Annotated in this window: 14 protein-coding genes; 8 read left to right on the forward strand and 6 right to left on the reverse strand. The window is 73.5% G+C overall.

Annotation, left to right across the window (positions count from 1 at the left end; all coding sequences use genetic code 11):
* Positions 1 to 91: 91 nt before the first annotated feature.
* Positions 92 to 1,159, forward strand: coding sequence for a PucR family transcriptional regulator (locus SSP29_RS08905; protein ID WP_245883051.1), 1,068 nt, complete (start codon positions 92 to 94; stop codon positions 1,157 to 1,159).
* A gap of 20 nt (positions 1,160 to 1,179) precedes the next feature.
* Here the strand turns inward: SSP29_RS08905 and SSP29_RS08910 are convergent, their stop codons facing one another.
* The 3 genes from SSP29_RS08910 to SSP29_RS08920 form a co-directional block, all read right to left on the reverse strand.
* Complete coding sequence (locus SSP29_RS08910; RefSeq protein WP_167449886.1) at positions 1,180 to 5,922, reverse strand: DNA repair ATPase; 4,743 nt, start codon at positions 5,920 to 5,922, stop codon at positions 1,180 to 1,182.
* 283 nt (positions 5,923 to 6,205) lie between these two features.
* Complete coding sequence (locus SSP29_RS08915) at positions 6,206 to 8,233, reverse strand: SPFH domain-containing protein (protein ID WP_150133810.1); 2,028 nt, start codon at positions 8,231 to 8,233, stop codon at positions 6,206 to 6,208.
* Positions 8,234 to 8,320: 87 nt separating this feature from the next.
* Positions 8,321 to 8,959 carry a hypothetical protein gene (locus SSP29_RS08920; RefSeq protein ID WP_089100006.1) on the reverse strand — a complete coding sequence of 213 codons (639 nt, stop codon included), beginning with the start codon at positions 8,957 to 8,959 and terminating at the stop codon, positions 8,321 to 8,323.
* Positions 8,960 to 9,239: 280 nt separating this feature from the next.
* On the opposite strand from SSP29_RS08920, the gene SSP29_RS08925 reads away from it, so the two are divergent.
* The 3 genes from SSP29_RS08925 (at position 9,240) to SSP29_RS08935 (ending at position 13,123) form a co-directional block, all read left to right on the forward strand.
* Positions 9,240 to 10,511: a serine/threonine-protein kinase gene (locus SSP29_RS08925; RefSeq protein ID WP_174855953.1), complete on the forward strand. Its 1,272-nt coding sequence runs from the start codon at positions 9,240 to 9,242 to the stop codon at positions 10,509 to 10,511.
* 433 nt (positions 10,512 to 10,944) lie between these two features.
* Positions 10,945 to 12,303, forward strand: coding sequence for a beta-1,3-glucanase family protein (locus SSP29_RS08930; RefSeq protein ID WP_089100008.1), 1,359 nt, complete (start codon positions 10,945 to 10,947; stop codon positions 12,301 to 12,303).
* A gap of 160 nt (positions 12,304 to 12,463) precedes the next feature.
* Positions 12,464 to 13,123 carry a zinc ribbon domain-containing protein gene (locus SSP29_RS08935; RefSeq protein WP_089100009.1) on the forward strand — a complete coding sequence of 220 codons (660 nt, stop codon included), beginning with the start codon at positions 12,464 to 12,466 and terminating at the stop codon, positions 13,121 to 13,123.
* Here the strand turns inward: SSP29_RS08935 and SSP29_RS08940 are convergent.
* Complete coding sequence (locus SSP29_RS08940; protein ID WP_089100010.1) at positions 13,112 to 13,801, reverse strand: GNAT family N-acetyltransferase; 690 nt, start codon at positions 13,799 to 13,801, stop codon at positions 13,112 to 13,114. The two genes, SSP29_RS08935 and SSP29_RS08940, sit on opposite strands and share 12 nt — an antisense overlap.
* Before the next feature lie 203 nt (positions 13,802 to 14,004).
* Here SSP29_RS08940 and SSP29_RS08945 point away from each other — a divergent pair, with 203 nt between their 5' ends.
* The 4 genes from SSP29_RS08945 to SSP29_RS08960 all read left to right on the forward strand — a co-directional run bounded on the left by SSP29_RS08945 (position 14,005) and on the right by SSP29_RS08960 (position 21,339).
* On the forward strand, positions 14,005 to 15,231 hold the full coding sequence (locus SSP29_RS08945; RefSeq protein WP_089100011.1) for a permease: 1,227 nt from the start codon (positions 14,005 to 14,007) through the stop codon (positions 15,229 to 15,231).
* Positions 15,232 to 15,304: 73 nt separating this feature from the next.
* Positions 15,305 to 16,138, forward strand: a complete 834-nt coding sequence (locus tag SSP29_RS08950) for a class I SAM-dependent methyltransferase (RefSeq protein ID WP_089100012.1) — start codon at positions 15,305 to 15,307, stop codon at positions 16,136 to 16,138.
* Between the two features lie 253 nt (positions 16,139 to 16,391).
* Complete coding sequence (locus SSP29_RS08955) at positions 16,392 to 17,966, forward strand: adenosine deaminase family protein (RefSeq protein WP_174855954.1); 1,575 nt, start codon at positions 16,392 to 16,394, stop codon at positions 17,964 to 17,966.
* A gap of 160 nt (positions 17,967 to 18,126) precedes the next feature.
* Positions 18,127 to 21,339 carry an ATP-binding protein gene (locus tag SSP29_RS08960; protein WP_089100014.1) on the forward strand — a complete coding sequence of 1,071 codons (3,213 nt, stop codon included), beginning with the start codon at positions 18,127 to 18,129 and terminating at the stop codon, positions 21,337 to 21,339.
* Here SSP29_RS08960 and SSP29_RS08965 read toward each other — a convergent pair.
* Entirely contained in the window at positions 21,317 to 22,111 is a 795-nt protein-coding gene (locus tag SSP29_RS08965; RefSeq protein WP_089100015.1) for an ABC transporter permease, read from the reverse strand. The genes SSP29_RS08960 and SSP29_RS08965 overlap by 23 nt on opposite strands.
* The gene (locus tag SSP29_RS08970; protein ID WP_089100016.1) at positions 22,108 to 23,097 is read right to left on the reverse strand and encodes an ATP-binding cassette domain-containing protein; all 990 of its coding nucleotides are present in this window, start codon (positions 23,095 to 23,097) and stop codon (positions 22,108 to 22,110) included. Before SSP29_RS08970 ends, SSP29_RS08965 begins: the two co-directional genes overlap by 4 nt.
* Between the last annotated feature and the right edge of the window lie 66 nt (positions 23,098 to 23,163).

Below are 23,163 nucleotides of genomic sequence, written 5' to 3' on the forward strand. Positions count from 1 at the left end.
GATGCGCGAACGTCACCTCGGGTGTTGTGTGTTCGCGGTGCGGCGTACGCTGGCAGGTCGCTGTCGCAGGGTGTGGGGGAGGAAGCGGGAGTTGGCTACGGGCAGAGCGGGTTCCGGTGTGTCCGCCGGGGCCGAGGACGGTTCGTGGGCGCGGTTGCTGGAGGACGTGGCCAGGAGCGGGCGGCGGCTGCGACGTGCGGAGTTGGAGTCGCTTCGCGAGTACGGCGACCGGGCCGCCGAGGAGGGGCGGGGGCTTGCCGAGCTGGTGGACGAGCGGCTTGCCGCTACCGGCAGGGTCTGGGAGGGGCAGCCGGTGGACGCGGCGTCGATGGCGGCGCTGCGGGCGGCGGTGGCCGCGCTCGCCACGGGGCACGGCCGGGCCTACCGGGAGCGGCTGCGCCGGGAGGAGGCCGGGCGGCGGGAGTTCGTGGCGGACCTGCTGAGCAGCCGCAGCGACCTGGGGCGGCTGGCCGAGCACGCCGAGCGTTTCGGGCTCAATCTGGCGTGTGCGCATGTCGTCGCGGTCGCCGAGGGGGATGGCTACGACCTGGAGGACCCTCAGGTGCGGGCGCTGGAGCGGCAGTTGCTCGGCCGGTTCGGTGAGGAGGAGGTCCTGCTCGCGGTCAAGCACGGGCGGCTGGTGTGCATCGTGCCCGCCGGCCCGGGTGAGCCCGCGGCGATCAGGGCGTTCGCGGAGCTGACGCAGGGGCGGCGGGTCGTGGTGGGCCGTCCGCACAGCGGGCCCGGCGGTGTCGTGCACTCCTACGAGGAGGCGCGGAACGCGTTGGAGCAGGCGGCCCAGCTGGGGCTGGACGGGAAGTTGCTGAACGCGGCCGATCTGCTGGTCCTGCCGGTGCTGCTGCGCGACCGGGAGGCCCTGGAGGAGTTGGTGCGTGGGGTGTTGGGCCCGTTGCGGAAGGCGCGCGGAGGGGCTCAGCTGCTGCTGGAGACCCTCACCGCCTACGCGGAGTCGCGCTATGTCGCGGCGGAGGCGGCGCGGCGGCTCGGGCTGAGTGTGCGCGCGTTGGCGTACCGCATCGCGCACATCGTACGGCTCACGGGACTGGATCCGGACGACGCGCTGCAGCGCTACACCCTGGAGACGGCGGTGTTCGGTGCGCGGCTGCTGGGGTGGCCGGATCAGTCGGCGGACGGCTAGCCGGACCAGTCGGCGGACGGCTAGGTGGCGGAGGGGTAGGCGGCGCACAGTGCGTGCCAGCGGGAGGTCTGTTCGGGGGTGGACCTGCCGCGGAGTCGGGCGAGTTTGAGGAGGTTGGCCTCGGCGGCGCTGCCCAGGGTCCGTGCCTCGGCGAGGTAGTGGTCGTCGAGCAGGGCCTCGACCTCGGTGTCGCTCTGGACGGGGTCGATCCGGGCGGCGAGCTGGGCCATGGTGCGGTAGGAGCCCTGGAGCAGGAACGGCGGTTCGAGGCGGTCGGTGTCCTCCTGGGCGGCGGAGGCGATGTAGGCGCTGTTGACGGCCAGGACGGTCCGCTGGACTCGGCGCAGGTGAGTGAGAGTCGCCAGTACTCGGTCCAGGTCCTGCACCGGGTGGGTGAGCTGGTCGGCCTGTGCGCCCGGGTCGCCGGCGGCCAGGGCGGTCAGCAGGCCGAGGTCGGCCGGGCCGGTTCCGGCGAGGGGGGCCAGCACCGGGTTGGCGGCGAGGGCGTTCTCCAGGAAGGAGAGGGCGAACAGTTCCTGGTGGCCGGTGAGCACCTCGCCGAGGTTCCAGACGTCGGCGCGGTTGGCGAGCATGTCGGGGATCTGGAAGCGCTGCCCGTTCGCGGTGTGGGGGTTGCCCGCGAGGCAGACGGCGAAACGGCGCCCGCGCAGGTCGAAGCTGCGGGCGACGCCGTCGCTGACGGCCTCGACGCGGCGCTGCGCGTCGCACAGCGGGATGAACTTCTGGAGCAGTTCGGCCGAGACGTGCTGGATGTCGTCGAGGTGGAGGAGGACGTTGCTGCCTGCCTCCAGAGCGAAGACGATCTTCTCGACCTCGCGGCGGGCCGCCGCGTCGGGGGCGCGGTCCGGGTCGAGTGAGGTGGTGCCGGTGCCGAGCGCGGGACCGTCGACGCGGACCATGAGCAGGCCGAGGCGGTCGGCGACGTATTCCAGCAGGGTGGTCTTGCCGTAGCCGGGCGGGGAGAGGAGCAGCAGCAGGCCGCTGTGGTCGGTGGGGACGGCGGTGGTGTCGAGTGTGCCGACCGTGCCCAGCTGCTTGGCCAGGTTGTCGCCGACCAGGGGGAGGTAGACCCGGTCGATGAGCTGGTTGCGGACGAAGCCGGCGAGCGGGCGGGGGCGGTGGTCGTCCAGGCGCAGCCGGGCCCGCTCGGCGGCCAGGACGTCCGCGCGCTGTCGCTGGAAGGCTCGGAAGGCCGGGGCTCGCACCTCCCGGAACGTCCGTGCCCGGTGCGGGAGTTCGTCGATGCGTACGGTCAGCCGGCCCTCGTGGACGCGGGGGTGGGTGCCGAGGAGGCCGTCGACGGTCTCGCCGACGGGCGCGGTGATCTCGTAGCGCGGCAGGTCGGGTGCGCACAGGTGCGCCACGGCCTCCGGCACGCCCTCGCCGTCGTCCACATAGGTGTCCGCGTACGAGCCCAGCCAGGCGGCCGCGAGTTGGTGCCGTGCGGGCAGGTCGGTGTCGAGCGCGGCCAGGTCCGCGGTGAGGAGGGGGGCGGCGGCGGTGTGGCGGAAGCCGTCGAGGAGGGTGCGCGCGGCGATGCCGGTGGCGAATCCGTCGTGCGGGTCGGCGAGTTCCGCCTGGAGGTAGTCGCCCGCCCGCGGCGCCGGGGGCAGGCCGGTGGCGGCGGTGAACTCGGTTACCGCGTCGGTGAGTTCGGCCGCGAGGTCGGAGGAAGCAGTCGCCGCGCCGGCGGGGCCGAAGTGGACGCGGGCCAGCGCCAGGGAGCGGGCGCGGCGCTGCCAGGCGGCCCGCTGGGCGTCGGTCGCGCCGTGGGCCCAGAACAGCTGGGCGGTGGCGCGCACCTCGGCGGGGTGCTGCAACAGGCCCGCGCCGGCCCGCAGCCGCAGCAGCGCGTCGAGGATGGCCGCAGCGTCGTGGTCGTGGACGCCGCGCTCGTACCCCTCGTCGTAGCCCCGCTCGGCCGCGCGGCGGACCTGGTCGAGCAGCGGTTCACCCGGTTCACCGGTGGCCGTGGACAGCAGCGAGGCGGCCAGGTACTCGGCGCGGTAGAGCGTCGGTGACTCGCTGACCAGGGGCTGTGTCCAGAACTCGCGGCCGGCCAGCAGCTCGGGGAGGCCGACGGACCGGCGGTAGCCGGTTCCGGTGACGACGAAGGCCAGGCCGTCGCCGTCCGGCTGGAGGGTGAGTTCCACCGGTTCGCGGCGGACGGCGAAGCGGTGGCGGCCGAGGCGGACGGTGGCGCCGCCGTCCTCGGACAGGTCGGCCCGGTCGCGCAGCTCGCGCAGGGCGGTGCGGACGGCGCCGAGCAGGCCGTCCTCCAGTTCCTGGGCGCGCACCTGGTCGTCGAGGTCGCGCAGCTCCCCGGCGGCGGCGCGGATGCGCAGCGCCATCGGGTCGGCGGCCTGCGCGGCGTGAATGTCGACCGCCGAGCCGAGCCCGGCGAGCCTGCGGCGCAGCGCGTCCAGGGCCCGCCGGGCGGAGGCGGCGGTCCGGTCGGCGCGGGCGGCGGCCTCGTCCAGCAGGGTCTGGCGGCGGGCGGCGAACGCCTGCCGGATCTCCTCCCGGCGCAGGGCCAGGTCGGCGGCGAGGTCCTCGGCCTCGGCGAAGCGGGCCTCCAGCGCGTCCACCCGCAGCAGCAGGCGGGCGAGCTGGTCGTCGCAGGCGGCCGGGGTGTCGGCGGCGGACAGGGCGGCGGTCGTCGCCTGGGCGAGCAGCGCCGACTCGGCGGCGTGCGCGGCGCGGTGCTCGGCGTCGAGCAGGGCGCGGCGGCGGGTCGTCAGCACCGCCCGGGCCCGGTTGACCGCCGCCAGGACCTCGCCGATGGCCAGCAGTACGGCCGTTCCCGCACCCGGATCGGCATCGGCCGCGCCGGTGACCAGGTCGGTGACGGTGGCCAGGGCGTCCGCCTGCTCGGTGAGGCGGTCGGCGAGCCGTGCGGCCTCGGCGGCGGTGGCGATCGAGGCGGCTTCCCCGGCGGCGTGCCGCGCGGCGGCGAGGGGGGCGGCGAAGGCGTCGGGACCGGCGAAGAAGGCGAAGGCGCGCTCGGTCGCCGCGGCGAGCTCGGCGGCCAGGTCGGCCTCGACCCGCTCCAGTGCGGCCAGGTCGAGCTGGGGCAGTTCGCGCAGTGTGCGGGTGCGGCCCTGGGCCCGGCGCAGTTCGGCGAGGAGTACGGTCCAGGCGTCCGCGTCGGCGGGCGGTTCGCCGTGGGAGCGGCGGACCAGCGCGGCGGCCTCCGCACGCGCCTCGTCCAGCGCCTGCGCGGCGCGGGCGGCGAGCTGGCGGACCCTGGCCTGCTCGGCGGCCAACTGCTCGGCGGCGTCCCGCAGTTCGGTGAGCGGTTCGAGCAGGCCGGTGTCGGCCAGCCAGTAGTGGCGGTCCGCCGCCTTGGCGCAGGCGTCGAGGATCAGCTCAGGGGATGCCGTCGTCCGGTTCTCCTGTGCGGCGGCGGTCGCGCTGCGGACCACGTCCAGGCAGTCGGCGATGCCTCCGACCAGGTCGGCGTTGCCGATCCGGGCCAGCGGGCCGTCGCCGACCGGCTGGGCGGCGGCGTACTCGGCGGACTGGAAAGGGGTCTGCCACAGCTGGAGTTCGTGCGTGCGCACGGGCTCGTGGTCCGGTCTGAGCAGGACGAGGGTGCCGTCCGGCAGCAGGGCGTACGCCGCGCCCTGCAGGGCGCTAGCGGCCTCGCGGCGGACGGTGTTCCATGGCAGCAGCAGGACCTGGGCACGGCCCGGCCGGCGCAGGACGTAGAGCAGGTCCTCGCCGTTGGGTGAGGGGAGCACCGCGTCGAAGCGCAGCTCGTCCGCGGCGGAACCGGCGCCCGCATCGGCGGCAGCGCCTCCCGCGCCGCCGCCGATGCGGAAGGCCCGATGACTTCCGTCCGCCAGCTCGTAGCCGCCGGGGAAGATCAGGCCCTGTTCGGCGGGCAGCAGCCTGGCACCGCGGCCGACGGAGTCCTGGCGGCGCACCGAACCGGTACGGGTGTTGACGACCAGGTAGCGGTCCGCCGGTTCGTTGTAGGGGCGGATCCGCAGGAGCAGCAGGGGGCCGGTCGCGGCGTAGGCGACCGTGGCGTCGGCCAGACTCTGCAGCGGTTCGTCGACCGCTTCCTGGAACAGCGGCCGGTCGCCGGGGTGTGCCCGGACCGTGAGGCTGCCGCCGGTGGTGGCGACCGAGACCGCGCCCTCGCCGCCTTCGATCAGGATCCTGCCGTCCGCGTGGTGCTCGCGTCCGGTGGTCGTCCACGGCAACTCGGAGACGGGCGGCTGCGGCAGGTCGCGTTCACCGTGGTTGCCCAGGTACTCGACCCGGTCCGCCGCCAACTGCCAGCTCAGGACCCGTAGATCGCCCTCGTTCTCGCCGGTGCGGAACACGGCGAGCAGCCGCCCCGACGCCGTACGCCGCAGATCGGTGAGGCGCGCGTCCCGGTAGTAGCGCAGCAGCTCGGCCAGGTCGCGGTGGAACCGCTCGTCGTCGAGCAGGCCGGGGACCTTCTCGGGCCCCAGGGCCGAGCCGTCCGGGGTGTGCAGCGACAGCAGGCCCGCGTCGAGGCCGGGCGCCGAGGTCCCCAGCAGGAGGACGTCGGGCCGTACGGCGACCACGCCGCATGCGGTGCCCTCGCCGCCGGTGCGCGGCCGGGCCGAGCCCGCCAGCTCCAGCGGGCGGGAGCCGAAGGCGTCCTGTCGCCGGGAGTTCAGCGAGGCGGCCTGTCGGCCGAGTTCCGCGGCGCGGTCGGCGAGCCTTGCCCGCAGGATCTGGTAGGTGCCGTCCTCGACGCCCATGGTTGCTTTCCGTTCCTCCTGGCCGCGTTGCGTCGTCGGTCGTCTGCGGCGCCGTTGTGGCTGGTCGCGCCCGCGCGGCGGCAGCCGCATATCATTACAGCCCCGCGCCCCTTACGGGGCGCTGTCGTGATCGCGCTATTTCGCTGAACCGTTGCCGCGTTGCGCCGTCGATTGTCTGCGGCACCGTTGTGGCTGGTCGCGCCCGCGCGGCGGCAGCCGCATATCAATACAGCCTCGCGCCCCTTCGGGGGCGCCTTCGTTCGAGGGCGCCCCCGTCGTCGCGCTATTTGGCTGAACCGTTGGCGAGCTGTACGGGGTCGACCGGCGCGGTGCCGTCGGCCGCCTGTCCGCCCAGCAGCTTCATCAGCAGGGCCAGGTTCCACGGGCCGCCGGCCGCCAGTGAGCGCAGTACCTCCGTCGCGTCGCCGCTGAAGCTCTTCTCGCCGTTCAGCCAGTCCGCCCCGAGGGCCTGCACCGTCTCCGAGCCCTGTACCGCGCCGTCGATGGCCTTGCCGAAGGACACCGCACCGACCAGCCGCTCCAGAAACACGCTGTCGCCGCCGACGATGTCGATGTCCGCGCTCTCCAGTCCGGCGGCCAGCACCGCCGCCTGGGCCTCGGCCACCTTGCTCTGGACCTCCAGCGCGGCCATCCGGACCTCCTTGTCCGCGGCCAGCCGCAGCCGGAACTCCTCGTGGGTCCGGGACACCTCGTCCAGCGCGGCCATCGCCGCCGCCTTCTCCTTGAGACCGGCGGCCTCGCCGAGGAGCCGCTCCCGGATGCCCGCCGCCTCCGCGTTCGCCTTGCTCTGAGCGACCGCGGCCTCGGCGAACCCGACCTTCTCGACGGCCTCCGCCTTCTCCTTCAGACCCGCGGCCTCGCCCTCAAGCCGGGCCCGCACGCCGGCCGCCTCGGCCATGGCCTGCCGCTCCGCCACTTCCGCCTGGGCCAGGCCGGCCGCCCCGGCCAGGGCGCGCTCGCCCTCCGCCCGGCGCATGTCGGCGGCGGCCTCCAGCTCCGCGCGCTTCTGCCCGGCCTCGGCCAGCACCAGCTGCTCCCTGGCCCGCAGGTGCGCGGCCTGCTCGGCGGCCTCGGCCGCCTTGATGTCCTTGACCAGCTGCTCCTGCGCCTCCGCCTCGGCGGCGATGATCACGGTCTGCCGGGTGCGCTCGGCCTCCTGGACGACCCGGACCCGCTTGATCTCCTCTTCCTGCTCCGCGACCGTGCGGTCCACCGCGATGCGTTCGCGCACCACGTCGGCCACGCTCCGGCGCTCCACCTCGACCTGCTTCTCCTTCTCCGCCCGGGCGAGCTCGACCTCCCGCTCCCGGTTGACGACCTCCAGCAGCCGGTCCTTCTCGATGCGCTCGCTCTCGACCGCGAGGACCCGCTCCCGGTTCTTCTCGGCGACCGCGATCTCCCGCACCTGGTTCTCCCGCTGGACGCCGAGCAGTTCCTCGGTCCGCAGCAGGGCGCTGTGCGCCTTGAGCCGCTCCTCCTCCTGGACCTGCGCGGTGGCCGCCTCCTCCTGGGCGCGCAGGGTCTCGATGCCCTTGCGCTGCCGGATCTCCGCCTCCGCGCGCCGCCGCTCCAGCTCAAGGACGGCCTCGCGCGCGTCCACGTTCTGGCGGGTGATCTCCATCTCCTCGTTGCGCTGGAAGTCGTTGGTGCGGATGTGCTCCAGCGCCGTCAGTTCGGTGATCTTCCGGATGCCCTGGGCGTCCAGGATGTTGGACGCGTCGAGCTGGTTCAGCGGGGTCTGTTCGAGGTGGTCGATCGCGGCGTCCTCAAGGTGGTAGCCGTTCAGGTCGGTACCGATGGCCGCGACGATGCGGTCCCTGAACTCCTCGCGCTTGGTGTAGAGGTCGGCGAAGTCGAGCTGCTTGCCGACCGTCCGCAGCGCCTCGGCGAACTTCGCGCTGAACAGGTTCTGCAGGGTCTCCTGGTGGCTGGCCCGCTCCGTGCCGATCGCCTGGGCGACCTTGACGACGTCCTCCACCGTCTTGTTGACCCGCACGAAGAACGTGATCTGGATGTCGGCACGGATGTTGTCCTTGCAGATCATGCCCTCCCGCCCGGTGCGGATGATCTCGATGGTCTTCACCGAGATGTCCATGACCTCCGCCCGGTGCATCATCGGCAGCACCAGGGCACCGGTGAAGGTGACGTCGACGCTCTTGGGCCGGGAGACGATCAGGGCCTCGCCCTGGACCACCTTGCGGAACAGCCGGCCGAAGAGCAGCAGCGTGCCCAGGCCGATGAGCAGCAGGACGGCGACGAGCACGCCGATTCCGATAGTGACGACAGACATGGCTGTTCCCTTGGACGACCTTGCCGTGGATGGATGAGAGAACGACGGGCGTGCGGAACGCCCTGACGAGCGCGGGGTGTTGTCGCGTCAGCCGGAGGCAGGCACCGCGGGCATGACCCAGAAGTACTCGCCCGCGTCGTCGTAGTCGTAGATGAGTGCCGACGCCCCGGTGCGGAGCACGCCGCCCGGCCCTGCCGCGTCGTCGAGGCTCTGCCGGACCTGTACGACCGCGGAGGAGCCGTCGGCCGCACGGACCTCGGCCTGTCCGAAGTCGGGGCCGACCCGTCCGGTGCGGATCACGCAGCCGAGGCCGACGAAGTCCCGGCGCGAGGGCGGCGGGGCGGGGGCCGGCATCAGCCGCCGCAACGGCCACGCGAGCAGCCGCGCCCCCGCCCACCCGCCGGCCAGGGCGGCCGGCAGCAGCACTCCCCCGTGACCGCTGCCGAACACGACCCGGCCGCTGAGCGCGCTGAACCAGGCGAAGGCGACCACCAGCGACACCGCCACGGTGATCGGTACCCCGCCCAGGCCCAGCACCTTCTGCAGTCCCCCGTGGCCATGGCGTCCCCCGCCATGCCCGTGGCCGTGGCCGTGGTGTCCTCCGCGCGCCCCATGGAAGTGGGCACCCCCCAGGAGCACCAGCAGCCAGTAGACCGCCACCACGAAGAGCGCGAAGCTGAAGACCACGGTCGGAAACGCCGTGACCGCCCCCAGAAAGTCCCCCACTGCACTCGCCCGCCTCTGCAGATCCCCCGACGGCCACGCTTCGTGTGCCGCAGGCGCAAGGGTGACACCGCGCCAACGACAGCGCAGTGCATGATCCCGGAAGTCTCGGCGGCCCTTTCACGTCCCGGATCAGCTCACACGCCAGTGCGGATTCGCGGTCGGTCGCCGTCCGTCCGCCAGTAGAGTGGGGAGGCTGCGGCAACCCACCAACATCCGTCCTCTCACCGGGACATGGCCGACAGCGGTCGAGTCGTCTCACTGTGTGAGGATGAAGGAACAGGTGCTGATAGCGGGCCGGTACCGGCTGAAGACCGCCATCGGGCGAGGCGCGATGGGCGAGGTCTGGCGGGCCTACGACGAGATGTCCGGCAGACCGGTGGCGGTCAAGCTCCTGCTCGCCCAGCACACCGACCCCACCGCCGCCGCCCGCTTCCGCCTGGAGGCCCAGACCGCGGGCCGGCTCCGGCACCCCAACGTGGTCGGCGTCGTCGACTTCGGCGAGCAGGAGGGCCGCCTGTTCCTGGTGATGGAGCTGGTCGAGGGCGACAGTCTGCACCGCGTGCTCGCCCAGATGGGAACCCTGCCGGCCGAGGAGGTGGCCCGCATCGCCGCGCAGGCGGCCGCCGGGCTCGCCGTCGCACACGAACAGGGCATCGTGCACCGCGACATCAAACCCGGCAACCTCCTCCTCGACGCCGTCGGATCCGTGAAGATCGGTGACTTCGGTATCGCCCGCTTCATGGACGACCCGGGTGGCGCACTCACCGCGACCGGTCAGATCGTCGGGACCAGCCTGTACATCGCCCCCGAGCGTGCCCTCGGTCAGCCCGCCGGACCGCCGTCCGACGTCTACTCGCTCGGCTGCGTGCTCTACCAGCTCCTCACCGGACAGCCGCCGTTCCACGCCGACAGCCCGATCGCCGTCCTCCACCACCACCTCGACACGGCCCCCGTGCCGCCGCGCGAGCTGGGCGTCGGGCTGCCGCCCGCTTTCGAGAACTACCTGCTCGGTCTCCTCGCCAAGCGGCCCGAGGACCGCCCCACGGCGCGGCAGACGGCCGAATGGTTCGCCGCAGGCTCCTGGCGGGGACGTCCCGAGCCGCTCCCGGCAGCCGCGCCGCGCCCCGGGCCGGAGCCGCGTACCAACACCTCCGGGGAGCTCGCGGAGGCGTGGCCCGGAACGAACGCACCCCCCGGCTCCGTCACCACCTACGCCTTCCCGTCCGCCGCCGGCGGCACCGCTCCGGCCCACCGGGCGCGGCGTCGTCAGCGAACGGGAGGCCGGGCCTTCGGCGGCGTACGGCGGTCGAGGGCGGTGGGCGCCGTCGCGGCCGTGGTGGTCTTCCTCGCGGCGCTGCTGGTCGGCATCGCGTGGTTCTCCCCCGACCACAGCTCGGCGGACACACCGCCGACCGATCCGCCCAGCGCCACGAACCCGGCGGCCACGCCCTCGGCCCTGACCCCTCCGCCGACCGGCGGCGGCAACGGCCCGGACAAGCAGCAGGACCCCAAGAAGGGGAAGAACAAGCGCGGCGAGGACGAGAAGGACTGATCCCGCGTCACACCGGACGCCGGAAGGCGACCGGCACGACGACGCCGGCGGCGGCAGACACCGGGCCCCGCCGCGCCGCCCCGCCGCCCCGCCGCCCCACCTCCCCGCCTCCCCGCCTCCCCGCCTCCCCGCCTCCCCGCCTCCCCGAGCGGCAGTGTGGCGGCGCGTGGAAAGGTCCGTACCGGTTGCGTCAAGGGTTGTAAAAACGCGGCGACTTGGGGCCGCCCAAGCGGTCGGAAGCTGAATTCGGCGGGCGTGCCGCGCGCCGCAGGAGGGCCGGGATCTGCGTCGCGCCGTCCGTGAGGCTCAACCCGATTGATTTCGGCTTCAGTTGTTGACGGCGGGCAGTGCTGGGTCTACAACCCGAGGGAGCGCTCTCATGTCTGCTGTTGCTCCATCCCCACGCACGCCGAACCGGCTTGAGGAGACCCGCATGCAGAGTTCCGTCGGCGCACCCACCCGCAGGCCACCGGCCGGCGCCGTACGCCCGCGCACGGCTCTCGGACTGGTCGTCGTCCTGATCGCCGCCTTCTTCGCGGTGCTCGCACCGGCGCCCGCCGCGCACGCCGCCGACCAGTTGCTGTCCCAGGGCAGGCCGGCCACCGCCTCCTCGACCGAGAACGCGTCCTTCCCCGCGAGCGCGGCGGTCGACGGCAACACCGGCACCCGCTGGTCGTCGGCCTTCTCCGACCCGCAGTGGCTGCAGGTCGACCTCGGGTCCGTCCAGCAGCTCAGCAGCGTCACCCTGAACTGGGAGGCCGCCTACGCGAAGGCCTTCCAGATCCAGACCTCCACCGACGCCACCACCTGGACCACCGTCTACTCCACCACCACCGCCACCGGCGGAACCCAGAGCCTGGCCGTCACCGGCAGCGGCCGCTACGTCCGCCTCTACGGCACCGCGCGCGGCACCCAGTACGGCTACTCCCTGTGGGAGTTCCAGGTCTACGGCCCCGGATCCACCACCCCGCCGGACGACTTCTGGGGCGGCACCAGCGACATCCCCGCCGCGAACAACGCCGTCGAGGTGAAGATCCTCAACCGCACCAACGGCAAGTACCCCGACAGCCAGGTGTACTGGAGCTTCAACGGCCAGACGCACTCCATCGCCGAGCAGCCCTACCTCGACATGCCGGCCAACTCCGCGGGCCGCATGTACTTCTACCTGGGCTCGCCGACCAGCGCGTACTACGACTTCATCGAGTTCACGGTCGGCAACAACGTCTTCAACGGCAACACCACCCGGGTCGACGCCTTCGGCCTGAAGCTGGCCATGCGCCTGCACACCAAGGACGGTTACGACACCGAGGTCGGCGAGAACCGGCAGACGTTCGCCGAGGACCGCGCCACCACCTTCCAGCGCTTCACCGACGCCGTTCCCAGCCAGTTCAAGGTGCTGGCCCAGACCCAGGCCCCGTACCGGATCATCGCGCCCGGCAGCGACCCGAGCTTCCGCGCGGGCGGCGCCAACGCGAACTACTTCACGTCGTACGCCCAGTCGGTGGGCGTGACCGCGGCCACCTCCGACATCTTCGGCTGCGCGGCCTCCCTGGCGGCCGACCCGAACACGTGCGCCGCCCTCAACCGCCACGTCGCCACCCTGCCGGCCTCTCAGCAGTCCGACCCGGCCCAGTTCTACACGGCGGCACCGGCGAACTACTACGCCAAGTTCTGGCACGACAACGCCATCAACCACCTCGCCTACGGCTTCCCCTACGACGACGTGGCGGGCCAGTCCTCCTTCGTCTCCCACGCCAACCCGCAGTGGCTCCTGGTCGCCGTCGGCTGGTAGCCACTCCGGCCGGTTCCGCCACAAGGGCCGTACAAGGGCCATGGCCTGAGATCACGGTCTCAGGCCATGGCCTGATCTCGGCACCTTTGGCCAGAACCAGTACCGTTTCCCCTGCGTCGTACGGCATGTGTGCCGATGGCCTGACCTGTGGGGGGACCACATGAGCGCCGAGATCTACTTCAGCAACAACTACCGGGACCTGTGCGAGCGCAACGGGACCGGTGCCGGGTTCCAGTTCGAGTTCTCCTGCGCGCGCTGTTACGACACCTGGCGCTCGCCCTTCGAGCCGTACACCGGAGAGCGGGCCGCCACCTGGCTCAAGAAGGGGGTCGACGTGGCCTGGGGGATGCTCGGCCGTACCGGTACCGGGCTGACGTCGGCGGCCGACGGGCTGGCGGGGGCCGGTTACGGGCGGGCCCGCGACGAGGCGTTCCAGCGGGCGATCGACAATGCCCAGGGGCACTTCAACCGCTGCGCGCGCTGCACCGACTACGTGTGCGGCCGCTGCTGGAACGCGGCCCAGGGGCTGTGTCTGCGCTGCGCTCCGGACACGGCGGCCGAGGCGATGGCGGCCCAGCAGCGCGGCCTCAACGACATGGCCTCGCAACGGGCGTACGCCGCGGGGCAGCAGGCCGGACAGGGCTACGACCCCAGCACGCCCCGCCAGTTGGTCTGCCCGCACTGCCGTACCGAGACCCGCGGAGCCGCGTTCTGCCCCGGCTGCGGGCATCAACTGGCCCAGTCCGAGCGGTGTTCCGCCTGCTCCGCGGTGGTGCCGGAAGGGGCGGCCTTCTGCCCGGGGTGCGGCTCACGCAGGTAGCGGGGCGGCGCCCGGGCAGCGGACGGGCGGGGCCGTCGTCGTGTGCTGGAGCCAGCGGGCGTCGATCTCGCGGCCGTCCGGGAGGGTGTGGCGTGGCGGTCCGTCGGCCGCCACGAAGCCGGCGTTCGCCAGGGCCCGGCCGCTCGCTGTGTTCGCCGGCTCGTATCCCGCCCGCAGCGTCCGCAGCCCCAGGTGGGCGTGGCCGAGGACCACGGCGGCCCGGAACAGTTCGGTGCCGAGCCCCAGGCCACGGGCGTGGGGCGCCAGCCATCCGCCGACCTCCCCGGTGCCGGGGGCCAGCCCCGTGGCCCCGGCGTATCTGCCGTCGTCCAGGCATACGCCGATCAGCATCTCCTCCCCGCCGGGGCGGGGCTCGTAGGGCTGGGCCAGCAGGCGCCCGGCCGTCCTGGACGCCCGTAGCGCGTCGGTGTCACCGGGGCGCAGCCGGAGCAGCTCCTCACGGGCGGGCGCGTCGACGACGTTGCGTACGCCCCAGCCGAGCCATCGCTGGGCCTCGGGGTCCGAGGCGGCGGCCACCGCGGCGAGGAAGTCCAGCATCGTCTCCGGGGTGTAGAGCAGGAGTCGCTCCGTACGCAGGGTGTGCCGCCGGTGCCAGCAGGGGCCGGGCAGCGGGAGCCTGGGGGCCGACCGCCCGCGGCGCAACCGAGACCAGAGCATGCGACTCTCCCCCCGAAGACCCCCGACGACCCCCGAAGACCTGCGAAGCCCCTGGCGGCCGTGGCAGCCGGGACGGCAGCCGGAGTCTACTGCCGCCGGCGCGCGGGCAGGAGATGTCCACCACCCGGATGCCGTGACACCACTGGCCTCATACCCTCCAGGGGTATATAAATGGTCGCGGTCGGCTGCGAAGGGCGGACACCATGCATGCGGTCGGGCACGCGCTCTCCATCGCCGGGGCGATGACCTGGGAGATCACCTGGGCGCTGATCCTCGGCTTCACGCTCTCCGCGGTCGTGCAGGCCGTGGTGCGCCGGGAGACGGTCGTCCGGCTGCTCGGGGACGACCGGCCCCGTACGCTCGCGCTGTCCGCGGGGTTCGGCGCCGCCTCCTCGTCCTGTTCCTACGCCGCCGTCGCCCTCGCCCGCTCCCTCTTCCGCAAGGGCGCGGACTTCACCGCGGCCATGGCCTTCGAGATCGCCTCCACCAACCTCGTGATCGAACTGGGCGTGATCCTGGCCCTGCTGATGGGGTGGCAGTTCACCGCCGCGGAGTTCGTCGGCGGCCCGATCATGATCGTCGTCCTCGCCGTGCTGTTCCGCGTCCTGCTGCGGGAGCGGCTGCTGCGCCGGGCGCGGGATCAGGCCGAACGCGGGCTGGCGGGCTCCATGGAGGGGCACGCGGCGATGGACATGTCCGTGGGCGGCGAGGGCGGTTTCGTCCGCCGGCTGCTCTCCCGGGACGGGTTCACGTCCGTCTCCCACATCTTCGTCATGGAGTGGGCGGCGATCCTGCGCGACCTGGTGGCGGGCCTGCTGATCGCCGGGGCGATCGCCGCCTGGGTGCCGGACGACTTCTGGCGGAGCTTCTTCCTGGCCGGCCATCCGCTCGCGGCCAAACTGACCGGACCGCTGATCGGGCCGCTGGTGGCCATCGCCTCGTTCGTCTGCTCCATCGGCAACGTGCCGCTGGCCGTGGTGCTCTGGAAGGGCGGCATCAGCTTCGGCGGCGTCATCGCCTTCATCTACGCCGACCTGCTGATCCTGCCGATCCTCAACATCTACCGGAAGTACTACGGCGCCCGGATGGCCGCCTTCCTGCTGGGCACCTTCTTCGTGTCCATGGCGGTGGCCGGCTATGTCGTGGAGCTCGTCTTCGGGGGCCTGGGGCTGGTCCCCGACCAGGCCGACGCGAAGATCCCCGACGACGGGATCAGCTGGAACTACACCACGTACCTCAACATCGCCTTCCTGCTGCTGGCCGCAGCGCTGGTCGTACGGTTCCTGCGCACCGGCGGCCCGGCGATGCTGCGGATGATGGGGGGTTCGCCGGACGGCGGGGAGCAGGGGGAGGCACACGGGCACGAGCACGGACACGGGCACGGGCACGAGCACGAGCACGAGCACGAGCACGAGCACGACGCGGACTGAGCGGGCGCCGACCGGGGGAGAACGTCCGGGTCGGGCACATTCGTCCCGGAGAAATCGTGGAGAAGGAGATCACGTGGACCCCATCCGCGACCTCGCCGTCGCGCCCGCCGTGCGTGCCGTCTACGGACCCCAGGACCTCAGCTCCGCACCGGCGTTCGCGGGCGGATTCATCAACTTCGGCCACTGGGACGGGATTCCGCTGGACCGCCCGCTGACCGCCGAGGACCGGGTCCGCAGCCAGCGCAACCTCTACCGTCACGTGCTCGGCACCCTCGACGGGGCAAACGCCCGTGGGGTCGAGGTCGGCTGCGGGCTGGGGATCGGCGCCGCGCTCGCGCTGGAGGAGTTCGGGTTCGCCGCCGTGACCGGTCTGGACATCCACCCCGAGCAGTTGGAGCGGGCCCGCCGGGCCAACGCCGGCCTGCTCGCCCGCGCGCCGGAGCGGCTCGGCTTCGCGCACGGGGCGGCGGAGCGGATGCCGTTCGAGGACGGCCGGTTCGACCTGCTGTACTCGGTGGAGGCCGCCCAGCACTTCCGCGACCTGCCCGCGTTCGTCCGCGAGGCCGCCCGCGTGCTGCGCCCCGGCGGCCGGCTGGCCGTCACCAGCTTCTTCCTGCCGGCCGGTGCCGAGAACGCGGGCGGGGAACTGGCCGCGCGGCTGGAGAGCTTCGCGTCCGGCCTGGACGTGGCCCACCCGCTGGTGTCCCTGCTCGACGCCCTCGACACCGCCGGCCTGACCGCCGTACGAGCCGAGTCGATCGGCGCCCATGTCTGGCCGGGCCTGGACCGTTTCCTGGCCGGCGTCGACCTGCCCGTGCAGTGGCCGCGCAACTTCCTGCCGGCCTACCGCGACGGCCTGCTGGACTACTACGTCGTCACGGCGGACCGCCCGCCGGCCGGCGTCTGACCCACGGGACGGCCGGCGTCTGACCCACGGGACGGTCGCCGGGCACGCACCGCTGCGCCCGCTCGGGTGGCTCCGCGGTGCGTGCCGCGTGGCTGTCCCGTCCCGGCCGGACCGACTTGATGATCATCGGTCCGTGACGACCTACGACGGCACCCGCACCGCCGACCGCCCCCGCCGCACGGCGCCCGCCGTCGCAGCCGCCGCCCGGCACCCGGTCCTCGCCCGCGTTCTTGCCCGCGCTCTCGCCGCGGCCCTGACCCTGCTCTGCTGCTGCCTGCTGGCCTGTCTGTCGGCCGCACCGCCCGCGGTCGCACAGACCGAGGCCCGATCGGGACAACGCCCGCCGACGGACGCCGAGGCCCGCACGGACGCGTACCTGGCGTCGGTGCGGACGACGGCCCCGGACCCCCGAGCCCTGCGCAGGTTCTTCCTGAAGCTGCCCAAGGGCGGCGACCTGCACAACCACCTCTTCGGCGCGGTCAGGACCGAGTACCTGATCGCGCTCGCCGCCGAGGACGGGCTGTGCGTCGACACCGCGACGCTGACCGCCGTCGTACCGCCCTGCGGCCCCGGCACCCGGCCGGCCGTCGACGCCCGCAGCGACCGTGACTTCCGCGAGGCGATCCTCCGGGCCTGGTCCATGTACGACTTCCCGCCGGACCAGAGCGGCCACGACCATTTCTTCGCCACGTTCGACAAGTTCGGGCTGGTGCCCGCGCTCCACCCGGGCAAGGTGCTCGCCCAGGTCGCCGACTCGGTCGCGGCGCAGCACCAGTTCTATCTGGAGACCATGGTCAACCCGGCCTCCGACCGCGCCGAGCAGCTCGCCGACGAGGTCGGCTGGGACCCCGACCTCGCCGCCCTGCACGCCAGGCTCCTCGACGGCGGCCGGCTCGACGAGGTGGTCGCCGACGCGCGCCGGGCGACGGACGACGCCGACGCCGAGTTCCGGGCCGCCGCCCGCTGCGGCACCGACCGCCCCCGCCCCGGCTGCCGGCTCACCGTGCGCTTCGTCTACCAGGCCTTCCGCGGCGAGTCCCGCGAACGCGTCTTCACCGAGCTGGCCCTCGGCATGCGGCTCGCCGAACGCGATCCCCGCTTCCTCGCCGTCAACCTCGTCCAGCCCGAGGACGGGCCCGTCGCGCTGGCCGACTACACCCTGCAGATGCGCATGGTGAGATACCTGCACACGGTCTACCCGAAGGCCCATGTCACCCTGCACGCGGGCGAGTTGCGGCCCGGACTGGTGCCACCGGAGGACCTGCGGTTCCACATCCGGGAAGCCGTGGACATCGCCGGCGCCGAGCGCATCGGCCACGGCGTGGACCTCCGCCACGAGGACGACTGGCAGCGCACGGCCCGCACGATGGCCGCCCGGCGGATCGCCGTCGAGGTGCCCTTCACCAGCAACGCGCAGATCCTCGGGGTGCGCGGCGCCGCGCACCCCTTCAACACCTACCGGTCGTACGGGGTGCCGGTCGTCCTGGCCACCGACGACCCCGGCGTCTCCCGCACCGACATCAGCCACGAGTACCAGTACGCCGCCGAGACCTACGGCCTGACGTACCCGGAGCTCAAGGACCTGGCCCGTGCCTCCCTGGAGTACGCCTTCCTTCCCGGCCGCAGCCTCTGGCAGGGCAACCCCACCCGCGACGGCTACCGCCCGGTCGCCGCCTGCGCCGGGCAGCTCCCCGGCAGCGGGCGTGCGCCGGGCGCGGAGTGCCGGGCCCTGCTCGACGCGAGCGCGAAGGCCGCGGTGCAGTGGCGTGAGGAGGCCGCGTCGGTGTCGTTCGAGCGGACCTTCGGCCGGCGCACGGCTCGCAACTGAGCGCTCCGCTGAAAGTGCTGCGATAGGCCGTGTGCCGACCGCGGCGCCGTCGTGGCTGGTCGCGCCCACGCGGCGGAGCCGCATATGGATACAGCCCCGCGCCCCTTCGGGGCGCTGCAGAACCGCAGCGGACTTCGCCGGACCCGCTTAGTCTGCACGGGTGACCGAGACCCCCGAGCTGACCCTCCTGCCCCGAGTCGCCTGTCGTGGACGGGAGATCACCGCGCCCCGGCTGCGCGGGCTGCTGGCGCTGCTCGCGGAGGATCTGCGCACCGGCTGCAGCACCGGCCGGCTGGTGGAGGGGCTGTGGCCGGACGAGCTGCCGGAGCGGCCGGGCAAGGCGGTGCAGATCCTGGTGTCCCGGCTCAGGTCGCAGCTGGGTGCCGAGCTGGTCCTGAGCACGCCGACGGGGTACCGGCTGGGGCTGGACGAGACGCAGGTCGACAGTTCCGCGCTGCTCGTGCACGAGGCCGCGAGCGCCGAGCGGGCGCGGGCCGGGGACCACGAGGGCGCCCTGGCGGAGGCCGGGGCGGGGCTGGCGCTGTGGGACGGGAGCGTGGGCGCCGGGGCGGACGAGGAGCTGCACGACCCGGTGGTCGCGCTGCGGGCCGAGCGGCTGCGGGCGCACCGGGCGCTGGTGCGCTCCCACGCCCTCGCCCTCGCCCGGCTGGGTCGGCGGGCGGCGGCCACCGCACCGCTGGCCGAGCTGAACCGGGAGCTCCCGCGGGACGAGGAGGTGCTGGCGGAACTGCTGCGCTGCGAGGCCGCCGGCGCGGGGCGGGCCGCGGCGCTGACCCGGTACGACGGCTACCGGCGCCGGTTGCGGGACGAGCTGGGGAGCGATCCGGGGCCGCAACTCCGGGCTGTGCACCAGGAGTTGCTGAGTGCGGACGTGGCACCGGTCCGGCACGGGGTGCCGCACGAGCCGAACCCGCTGCTGGGCCGGGACGCCGACGTCACCGCCGTGACCGGGCTGCTGCGCGGCGCCCGGGTGGTCACCGTCGTCGGGCCGGGCGGGCTCGGCAAGACCCGGCTCTCGCACGCGGTGAGCCGGGCGGCCGAACAGCCCGTCGTCCACTTCGTCACGCTGGCCGGTGTCACCGACGACGACGTGGCCGACGAGGTCGCCTCGGCCGTCGGCGGCGGGGAGGGCCGTCAGCTCCCGGGCGGCGGCAAGGACGCGGTGAGCGGGATCGTCGCCGCGCTCGGGCCCGGCCCCGCGCTGCTGGTCCTCGACAACTGCGAGCACGTGCTCGCCGGCGCGGCCGCTCTCGTACAGGCGCTGGTGTCGCGGTCGAAGGAGCTGCGGGTGCTCGCCACCAGCCGGGCCCCGCTCGGCCTGACCTCGGAGTCCGTGTACGCCCTGCCGGAGCTGTCCCTGGCGACCTCCGTCGAGCTCTTCGGGCAGCGGGCGCGGGCCGCCCGGCCCGGCGTGGACCTGCCCGCCGACCGGGTCGCCGAGATCTGCCGTCATCTGGACGGGCTGCCGCTGGCCGTGGAGCTGGCCGCGGCCCGGGTGCGGGTGCTCTCGGTGGCCGACATCGCGCACCGGCTGCGGGACCGTTTCGCGCTGCTGCGCGGCGGCGCCCGGGACGCGCCCGAACGGCATCGCACCCTGCGGGCCGTGGTCGAGTGGAGCTGGAACCTGCTGGAGCCCGAGGGACGGGCGGCGCTCCGTGCGCTGTCGGTGTTCCCCGGCGGCTTCGACGCGGCCGCGGCGGAGTACGTGCTCGGCGAGGCCGAGACCGAAGGCGGGGGCGAGGGCGGGGGCGGGGGCGGGGGCGGGGGCGGCGACGCGATGGATCTGCTGGAGCAGCTGGCCGGTCAGTCGCTGCTCAAGGTGGGTGAGGGCCCTGCCGGGGTGCGCTTCCACATGCTGGAGACGCTGCGGGAGTTCGGCGCCGCCCGGCGGGCGGAGGCGGATGAGAGCGAGGCCGTGACGGGCCGGTTCCTCGCCTGGGCCCGGGACTTCGGCCGGGCGCACCACGCCGGGATGTACGGCAGCGACGCGCTGTCCTCCTTCGACCGCGTCCGCGCCGAGCAGGACAACCTCGTCCTCGCGCTGCGGCACGCCCTGGCCCGCGCCGACGGGCCGGCCACCGCCGCCGTCACCGCCGTACTGGCCTCCCTGTGGTCCGTCGGCAACAGCTACTCCCGGTTCGTCACCCTCGCCGCCGAGACCGGCGGGCCGCTGTCCCGTTTCCGCCCGGGACCGGAGCATCCCGAGGACGTGGAGGCGGCCCGGAGCGCGGCGGCGATATGCGCGGCCGGTCTCTTCATGGGCTACGGCCCGCACGCCGTACGCCAGCTCGTCACACTGCGCCGCCTGCCGCCGGTCCCGGCGGACACCGTGCCGCGGGCGCTGGCCGCCGTGCTGTGCGCGGTACCGGACATGCACCCGCCGCGGTACGAGCGGCTGGAGAAGCTGTGCGACGCCGGCGAGCCGCTGCTGGCGGGCATCGCGGCGGGCGTCGCCAGCTACCTGTGGGAATCCGCGCACGAGACGGAGCGCGCCCTCCAGTACGCGCGCCGGATGGTCACCGCGGTGGGGCCGCTCGGCAACCCGATCATGATGCTGCTCAGCCATGGGCGGATCGGCGAGCTGTGCCTCAAGACGGAGCGCGGCGCGGAGGCGTACGACCATCTCCGGGCCGCGGACGCGCTCGGTGAGGCCGGTACCTGGTCGGACGCGATCGGCGTCCGCTACGCGCTGGTGTCCGCCTGTCTGCAGCGCGGGGAGATCGAGGAGGCGGAGTACTGGCTGGGCCGCGCCGCCCCTGACCGGCTGCCGGACTCCCCGCAGGCCTTCACACCCGAACTGCTCCAGGCCCGGGCGGAGATCGCGCTGGCCCGGGGGCTGACCGAGGTCGGCCTCGGCCTCTGGCGGCAGGCGGCGCTCGGGATCCGGGAGGCCAGTGCGCAGGCCGCGGACGATCCCTTCCTGGACTCGTGGTCTCTCCACCTGCAGGCGGCCGCGCTCGCCGCGCACGCGCAGCACGGCCGGCTGGAGCCGGTCGCCGAGCTGGCCGGGCAGCTGCGGGAACGGCTGCTCGGGATGCTGTCCGGCGACGTTTCCGGTGCCGGGGACCTGCTGGAACTGCCGGTCTACGGCGCGGTGCTGCTCGCGCTCGGCCACGCGGGGCTGGCCCGTGGCGACACGGCGGCGGTACGGCTGCTGGCGCTGGCGGAGCGGCTGCCGGTGATGCGGGACCTGCCCACCCTCTCCTCGGCCAGGTCCCGGGAGGCGGCCGAGAACGCGGACGGGGCCGCGTACGCCGACGCGAGGTCGGAGTACGCGGCCCTGGGGCGGGATCAGCTGCGGCCGGCGGCCCGGCAGGTGCTGCACGAGCTCACTGCCGGGGCTCACGGTTGAACCGCGCCTTGGACCACAGGTAGCCGAGCACGGTCAGGCCCAGGCCCCAGGCGAGGGCGAGCACCGCGTTCTTCGTGCCGATCCCGCTGCCCAGCAGCAGCCCGCGCAGGGTCTCGATGAAGGGCGAGAAGGGCTGGTACTCGGCGAACCAGCGGAACCAGCCCGGCATGGCGTCCACCGGCACGAAGGCGCTGGACAGGAACGGCAGCATCACCAGCGGCGTCCCGATGTTGCTGGCGCCCTCGGCGTTGGGGCTGATCAGACCGATGCCGACGGCGAGCCAGGTCAGCGCGAGGCTGACCAGGGCCATCAGGCCGGCCGCCGCGAGCCACTCCACCGGCGACGCGTCGGGCCGGAACCCGATGGCCAGTCCGATGCCCAGGACGAGGACCAGGGCCATCATCGTCTGGATCACGCTGCCGATGACATGGCCGATCAGCACGGAGGCGCGGGAGATCGCCATGGTGCGGAAGCGGGCCATGATGCCCTCGGTCATGTCGGTGGCCACGGCCACCGCGGTGCCGAGCGAGGTCATGGCCGCGGTCAGGAAGAGGATGCCGGGGACCAGGTAGGCGACGTACTCGGACCGGTCGGCGTGGCCGCCGGTGATGCCGGCGCTCATCACGTTGCCGAAGACGTAGACGAAGAGCAGCAGCAGGATGACCGGGGTGAGCAGGAGGTTCAGGGTGAGGGAGGGGTAGCGGCGGGCGTGCAGGAGGTTGCGCCGCAGCATGGTGAGGTTGTCGCGGAGGGCGTAGGAAGCGGTGCTCATCGGACGGTCTCCTTGCCGGTCTTGTCGGTCTTGTCGGTGGCGGTCACGGGGTTGCCGGTCAGGGCGAAGAACACGTCGTCCAGGTCCGGGGTGTGCACGGACATCTCCTCGGCCTCGATGCCGGCGGCGTCGAGCCAGTCGAGGATGGCGCGCAGCTCGCGCTGGCTTCCGCCGCTGGGGATCTGCAGGGTGAGGGCCTCGTCGTCGCGGGTGGTCTCGCGGAGCGCGGTGGCCGCCTGCTCGTACGCCACCGGGTCGGTGAACCGCAGCCGTACGTGACCGCCGGGCACCAGCCGCTTCAGCTCCTCGGCGGTGCCCTCGGCGACGAGCCGGCCGCCGTTGAGCACCGCGATGCGGTCGGCGAGCTGGTCGGCCTCCTCCAGGTACTGGGTGGTGAGGAAGACGGTGGTGCCGCCGGAGACCAGCTCGCGGATGATCTGCCACATGGTGTGGCGGGAGCGCGGGTCGAGGCCGGTGGTCGGCTCGTCGAGGAAGATGATCCGCGGGCTGCCGACCAGGGTCATGGCGATGTCGAGCCGGCGCTTCATGCCGCCGGAGTAGGTGGAGGCGGGCTTCTTCGCGGCCTCGGTGAGGTCGAACCGCTCCAGCAGTTCGGCGGTGACCTGCCGTCCCCGCTGCTTGGAGAGGTGGTGCAGGTCGGCCATGAGGAGCATGTTCTCCTCGCCGGTGATCAGTCCGTCCACGGCGGAGAACTGGCCGGTGACCCCGATGGCGGCCCGTACCTGCTGGGCCTCGGCGGTGAGATCGTGCCCGGCGATCCGGGCCTCGCCGCCGTCGGCGGAGATCAGGGTGGACAGGATGTTGACCGCCGTGGTCTTGCCCGCGCCGTTCGGCCCGAGGAGGGAGAAGATCGTGCCGGCGGGCACCCGGATGTCGATGCCGTCGAGGACGGTCTTGTCCCCGTAGGCCTTGCGCAGCCCGGTGGCCGCGATCGCGAGTTCGTGTTCGTGTTCGTTCGTCGTCATGCCGCAGAGCGTGCGGCCGCGGCGGTTCAGCGCGGCTTCAGCCCGGTTTCAGTCGGGCGGGACGGC

Source organism: Streptomyces hyaluromycini (assembly GCF_002217755.1).
GTDB classification, from domain to species: domain Bacteria; phylum Actinomycetota; class Actinomycetes; order Streptomycetales; family Streptomycetaceae; genus Streptomyces; species Streptomyces hyaluromycini.

Excerpts from the sequence above, each read along its gene's own strand:
- SSP29_RS08965 (WP_089100015.1), bottom strand. The coding sequence starts at position 22,111 with ATGAGCACCGCTTCCTACGCCCTCCGCGACAACCTCACCATGCTGCGG.
- SSP29_RS08930 (WP_089100008.1), top strand. The coding sequence starts at position 10,945 with ATGCAGAGTTCCGTCGGCGCACCCACCCGCAGGCCACCGGCCGGCGCC.
- SSP29_RS08915 (WP_150133810.1), bottom strand. The coding sequence starts at position 8,233 with ATGTCTGTCGTCACTATCGGAATCGGCGTGCTCGTCGCCGTCCTGCTG.
- SSP29_RS08945 (WP_089100011.1), top strand. The coding sequence starts at position 14,005 with ATGCATGCGGTCGGGCACGCGCTCTCCATCGCCGGGGCGATGACCTGG.
- SSP29_RS08970 (WP_089100016.1), bottom strand. The coding sequence starts at position 23,097 with ATGACGACGAACGAACACGAACACGAACTCGCGATCGCGGCCACCGGG.
- SSP29_RS08935 (WP_089100009.1), top strand. The coding sequence starts at position 12,464 with ATGAGCGCCGAGATCTACTTCAGCAACAACTACCGGGACCTGTGCGAG.
- SSP29_RS08910 (WP_167449886.1), bottom strand. The coding sequence starts at position 5,922 with ATGGGCGTCGAGGACGGCACCTACCAGATCCTGCGGGCAAGGCTCGCC.
- SSP29_RS08940 (WP_089100010.1), bottom strand. The coding sequence starts at position 13,801 with ATGCTCTGGTCTCGGTTGCGCCGCGGGCGGTCGGCCCCCAGGCTCCCG.